General features: G+C 72.2%; 4 protein-coding genes. 1 reads left to right on the top strand and 3 read right to left on the bottom strand.

Features of this window, described 5'->3' with window-relative positions; genetic code table 11:
• Positions 1-493: 493 nt before the first annotated feature.
• Positions 494-1,738, bottom strand: a complete 1,245-nt coding sequence (locus tag GT354_RS13195) for an SLC13 family permease (RefSeq protein ID WP_161356498.1) — start codon at positions 1,736-1,738, stop codon at positions 494-496.
• Between the two features lie 412 nt (positions 1,739-2,150).
• A complete protein-coding gene (locus tag GT354_RS13190) occupies positions 2,151-4,433 on the bottom strand; it encodes an excinuclease ABC subunit UvrA (RefSeq protein WP_161356497.1) in 2,283 nt (760 codons plus the stop codon).
• 155 nt (positions 4,434-4,588) lie between these two features.
• Here GT354_RS13190 and tsaD point away from each other — a divergent pair, with 155 nt between their 5' ends.
• A complete protein-coding gene (tsaD, locus tag GT354_RS13185) occupies positions 4,589-5,680 on the top strand; it encodes a tRNA (adenosine(37)-N6)-threonylcarbamoyltransferase complex transferase subunit TsaD (RefSeq protein WP_161356496.1) in 1,092 nt (363 codons plus the stop codon).
• Here the strand turns inward: tsaD and GT354_RS52550 are convergent.
• The coding region (locus tag GT354_RS52550) for a hypothetical protein (protein WP_202511840.1) at positions 5,668-5,872 on the bottom strand (205 nt) is incomplete at its 5' end. The two genes, tsaD and GT354_RS52550, sit on opposite strands and share 13 nt — an antisense overlap.

Below are 5,872 nucleotides of genomic sequence, written 5' to 3'. Positions count from 1 at the left end.
CGCAACTCCTGGGCGTGGGGCGACAAGTGACAGGCGATCGGCTCGCCCGGTCTTCGGTTCGGCGAGGTTTCGGGTGGTGGGACGGCGGGTGGTGGGACGAGGGTCGACCGGCGCCGGTTGCCGTCGAACACCGACCGCGACGCGAAACACCGTACCGAGTCCGACCCGGGCCCGGCCTCGGCCTCCAGGCTGTTGCGGAGCACGGTGAATCGTGGCCTGGCCGCTCGTTGGCCGGCTCACCCGGTGCGCCGTTGCTCCCGCTTCGTCCGTTGATCCCGTGCGGGTGTCGGCGGTACGCGATCGGGGCGGCGTGGACGGTCGGTCGCACCGGGGCGGCTCGCCGGCGCCGGACCCGCGAGCCGCACACCGCCGGCGCCCGATGGGCTGTTGCTCCCGCTGTTGATCCCGCGCGGGCGACACCCGTACGCGATCGGGTCGGCGGGTACGGCCGGCCGCACTCGATCCGGCTCGCCCGGTGCCGGACCCGCGAACCTCAGAGCACCAGCCACAGCGCCGTAGTGGACGCGATCAGACCGAGCGGGACGGTCAGCAGACCCAGCCGGGTGAAGTCGGCCAAGTCGGCGCGGGTGTCGTGATCGTGGAGTACACGGCGCCACAGGAGCGTGGCCAGGGATCCCACGTAGGTGAGGTTCGGGCCCAGGTTGACGCCGATCAGCACGGCCAGCACCGGACCGGGGCCTTCGCCCGTCGCGGCGAGCGGGAGCAGCGCGAGCACGGCCGGAAGGTTGTTGATCACGTTGGCGAGGGCCGCCGCGAGCGCCGCGGTCGCGAGCAGCGCGGGCCACGACGAGCCGGCCGGCAGCAGCCTGCCCAGGGCGGAGCCGAGGCCGTTGTCGACCACCGCGGTCACCACGACGCCGAGCGCGAGGACGAACAGACAAAACAGCGGATCGGCGGCGAGAGCAAGGCCGCGAACGGTGTCGTGCCGGCGGTACAGCGCCCGCGTGCCGAGCACGGCCACGCCCGCGAGCGCCGCCCATACCGGCTCCACCCCGGCGAGCGAGGTCACCGCGAAGCCGGCCAGCGTGCCGCCCAGGACGACCAGCACGAACACCGGCACCTCGGCCCGCGGCGCGTCCCCGGTCGGGGCGAGCGGCGCCGTGAGGTCGGCCCGGAAGAACCGGCGGAAGACCACGTACTCGACCGCGATCGCCGCCGCCCACGGCAACGCCATCAGGGCCGCGAACCGGCCGAAGGACAGACCGCTGACGGTGAACGCGAGCAGATTGGTCAGATTCGACACCGGCAACAGCAGCGACGCCGAGTTCGCCAGGTGCGCACACGCGTACGCGTGCGGCCGCACCCGCGCGCCCACGCTCGCCGCCGTCGCGAACACCACCGGGGTCAACAGCACGACGGTGGCGTCCAGACTCAGCACCGCCGTCACGACCGCCGCGACCGCGAACACGCCCGGCAGCAGCCGCCCCGGCCGCTCGCGGCACCATCGCGCGACCGCGTCCCCGGCCGCGACGAACAGGCCCTCGTCCGCACACAGCTTGGCCAACACCAGCACCGCCGCCAAGAACGCGACCACCGGCGACAACGTCCGCACCTGCGCCCGCGCGTCGTCGAACGACACCACCCCGAGCGCGACCACGAGCCCGGCCGCCGGCACCGCCGCCACCGCCTCCGGCCACCCACGCGGCCTGGCCACGGCGAACGCGAGCACCGCTGCCAACAGGAGGACCGACACGGTCTCGGCGGCGGCGGTATTCAGAGCGTTCTCCCAGCGGACGAGGACGGCGGACGGCGGACGACGATCGAGCGAGCGGACGGTGCGGTATGGCGCGGAGCGCACGGGGCCACTCACGCGGCCGTTCAGGATGCCGGCCGAACGAGACCGGGCAGTCCGCCGGGGGCGCCTCCCTGCGCGTCCCTCGGAAAAGCGCTCCTCGAAAGGGCGCCCAGCGGAAGGGCGCCCAGCGCAAGGGCGTCCCTCGCAAGGGGGAGCACCGAGAGGGTGCCCCAGGGAGGGGCCCGGGTGGGTTACCCCCGGCCGGTCACCACGAAGCGGGCGGCGTCCGTCGAAGCGACCTCCCGTGTGTGTCCTGGGGCGGGGCCGGGATCAAGGGCGCGTCCGGGCAAGCCGGCCGGCCTGCGTGCCCCGGGGCCGGCCGGCCCCGCCCGAGTCAGCTTGTCCGCGCACGCTCCGCGTACTCCAGGGCCGCGCGCAAAAACTGTGCCGTCACCGAACCCTCGTCCTTGACCAGCTCCGCCGGCGTGCCCTCGAACACCACCGTGCCGCCGTGCTTGCCGCCTCCAGGGCCCAGGTCCAGGACGTGGTCCGCGCGCTTGATCACGTCCAGGTTGTGCTCGACGACCACGACCGTGTTGCCCGCGTCCACCAACCGATCCAGCAAACGCACGAGGGTGTCCACGTCGGACATGTGCAGGCCCGTGGTCGGCTCGTCGAGGATGTACACGTTGCCCGTCTTGTGCAACTCGCTCGCGAGCTTGAGTCGTTGCAACTCGCCGCCCGACAGCGAGCTCAGCGGTTGACCGAGCGTCAGATACCCGAGCCCGACCGCGACCAGCGTCTCCACGCGCGTGCGCAGGGCCTTCTCGGTGAAGTAGTCCACCGCCTCCTCGGCCGTCGACGCGAGCACGTCCACGATCGACTTTCCGCGCAGCTTGTAGGCGAGCACCTCGTCCTTGAACCGGCGCCCTCGGCAAGCCTCGCACCGGGTGGTGACCGGGTCCATGAACGCCATGTCGGTGTGAATCACCCCGCGTCCCGCACACTCCGGGCACGCGCCGAGCGAGTTGAAGGTGAACAACCCCACGTCCACCCCGTGGGCCTTCGCGAACAGCTTGCGCACCAGGTCCAACACCCCCACGTAGCTCGCGGGCGTCGAGCGCGACGACTTGCCCACACCCGACTGGTCCACCACCACCGCGTCGGGGTGCGCGGCCACCAGCACATCGGTGATCAGCGTGCTCTTGCCCGAGCCCGCGACACCGGTGACCACGCTGAGCACGCCGGTGGGGATGTCGACGTCCACGCCGCGCAGGTTGTGCGCGTTCGCGCCGCGGATCTCCAACGCGCCGGTGGGAGTCCGAAACTCCGGCTTGAGCGGAGTGAGCCGGCGCAACGCGTGCCCGGTCGGGGAGTCCGCCACCCGTAGATCCTCGAACGTGCCCTCGAACGTGATCGTCCCGCCGTGGATGCCCGCGCCCGGGCCCACGTCGACGACGTGGTCGGCGACCGCGATCACGTCGAGGTCGTGCTCGACCACGAGCACCGTGTTGCCCTTGTCCCGCAGTCGGGTCAGCAGGTCGTTGAGCCGCACCACGTCGCGCGGGTGCAAGCCGACGCTCGGCTCGTCGAAGACGTAGGTGAGTCCGGTCAGGCTCGACCCGAGGTAGCGGACCATCTTCAACCGCTGGCCTTCACCGCCCGACACCGTCGACGTCGGCCGATCCAGGTTCAGGTAGCCGAGCCCGATCGCCACCAGTCGCTCCAGCGCCACCGCCGCCGGCCGAGCGGCCCGCCGCGTGGCCGGGTCCTCGATCCGGGTGAGCACGTCGACGAGGTCGCCGATCTCCATCGCCGCGTAGTCCGAGATCGAGTGGCCCTCGATCCGCGACGCGAGCGCGGCGGCGTTCAACCTCGCCCCTTCGCAGCGCGGACACGGCCCCTCGGTGACATAGCGCGCGATCGTCTCGCGGCTGCGCTCGCTCAGCGCCGACGTGTCCCGCTTGAGGTACAACCGCTCGAACCGGTCGACGAAGCCCTCGTAGTCGATGTGGTGCCTGCCGTTGCTGTTGACGATCTCGACCTTGGCCCCGGTGCCGTGCAGGAACAGGTGCCGCTGCTCGGCGGTGAACTCGCCGACCGGGACGTCGGTGGGATACAGGCCGTGGTGCGAGTACAACTGCCACTGCCACCCGCCCACCGCGAACGACGGATGGCGGATCGCCCCGCCCTGGATCGAACGCGTCGGGTCGATCAGCTTGGCCAGGTCGAGCCGTACCGTGCGCCCGAGCCCGTCGCAGTTCGGGCACATGCCGTGCGGATCGTTGAACGAGTAGTGGTTCGAAGGCCCCGCCGACGGTGTCCCGTGCCGCGAGAACAGCACCCGCAACAGCGGGTGGACGTCCGTCATCGTGCCCACCGTCGACCGCGAGTTGCCGCCCACGGGGCGCTGGTCGACCACGATCGCCGTCGACAGGTGCTCGATCGAGTCCGCGTCGGGGCGCTCGTGCTTGGGCATGCGGTTGCGCACGAACATCGGGAACGTCTCGTTGAGTTGCCGCTGCGACTCCACGGCGATCGTGTCGAACACGATCGAGGACTTCCCCGACCCGGACACCCCGGTGAACACCACGATGCGGTTCTTCGGGATGGTCAGGGACACGTTCTTGAGATTGTGTTCACGGGCGCCGGTGATCACGATGCTGTCGTTGCTCATACGGTCAACGTACGAACAATCCCTGCCACGTCCTGTCAGGAATCATCGGCGGTCTCGGCGCTGCCGCGATACGCGCGCACCCACCGCGGCGGCGACCCCTGGCTGCTGCCCCGATCGGTGCGCACGCACCCGAACGGATCGCCTAGGCTCGACCCATGACCGCCTCACCCGTCGTTCTGGGCATCGAATCATCCTGTGACGAGACCGGGGTCGGCCTCGTGCGCGACGGCCGACTGCTCGGCGACGCCGTCGCGACCAGCATGGACGAGCACGCGCGCTTCGGTGGCGTGGTGCCCGAGATCGCCGCCCGGGCGCACGTGCACGCCGTGGCGCCCGCGGTGCGGGCCGCGCTGGACGCGGCCGGGTTGCGGCGGGCGGACATCGGGGCGGTCGCGGTGACCACCGGACCCGGACTGTCCAGCGCGCTCCAGGTGGGGGTCGCCGCCGCCAAGGGTTTCGCGTTCGCGCTCGACGTGCCGTTGTACGGAGTGCACCACCTGGCCGGACACGTCGCCGCCGACACGCTCGAACACGGGCCGCTGCCCAACCCGTGCGTCGTCCTGATCGTCTCCGGCGGCCACACGTCGCTGCTGTTGGTGCGCGACCTCGCGCTCGACCGCATCGTCCACCTCGGCGACACCCTCGACGACGCGGCCGGCGAGTGCTTCGACAAGGTCGCCCGAGTGTTCGGCCTGCCCTACCCCGGCGGACCCGCCATCGACCGGGTCGCGCGCGACGGCGACCCGCGCGCCGTCGCCTTCCCGCGCGCGCTCAGCGGACCGCGCGACGACCCGTACGCGTTCTCGTTCTCCGGACTCAAGTCGGCCGCCGCCCGCTGGGCCGAGCGCACCCGCGCCGGCGGCGACCCGCTGCCCGTCGCGGACGGCGCCGCGTCGCTCCAGGAAGCGGTGGCCGACGTACTGACCCGCAAGGCCGTCGCCGCGTGCGTCGAACACGACGTCCGCACGCTCGTCGTGGTCGGCGGCGTCGCCGCCAACTCCCGAGTGCGCTCCCTCGCCCAGGAACGCTGTGCCGCCGCCGGCATCACGCTGCGGGTGCCGCCGCTGCGCCTGTGCACCGACAACGGCGCGATGATCGCCGCCGTCGGCGACCTGCTGATCAAGGCCGGCGTCGCCCCGGCCCCGCTGGAGATGTCCATCGACGCGTCCGCGCCGCTGGAGTACGCGAGCCTGCAGCCGGTCGCGGGGCCCTCCCCGGCCGCCCTCGCGGCGGCTCAGGGCGCGTAGCGCAACAGCCAGTCGTTGTCGGGATCACGGCCGAACAAAGGGTCGTTGGGCGCGTCGCCCGGCTGCTCCTCGACCATGTCCTCGGGGGAGACCCGCTCCGGCAGAGTCCCCCAACGGGCGGCCCGAGCGGCCTCGTCACCCTGCCCGGACGGTCCCCTGCTCGCGGTGCTCGCGGTGCTCGCGGTGCTCGCG

Source organism: Streptomyces sp. SID3343 (assembly GCF_009865215.1).
Taxonomy (GTDB): domain Bacteria; phylum Actinomycetota; class Actinomycetes; order Streptomycetales; family Streptomycetaceae; genus Embleya.
Note: the sequence above shows the minus strand (reverse complement) of the source record. Positions and strands in the feature narration are given on the sequence as shown.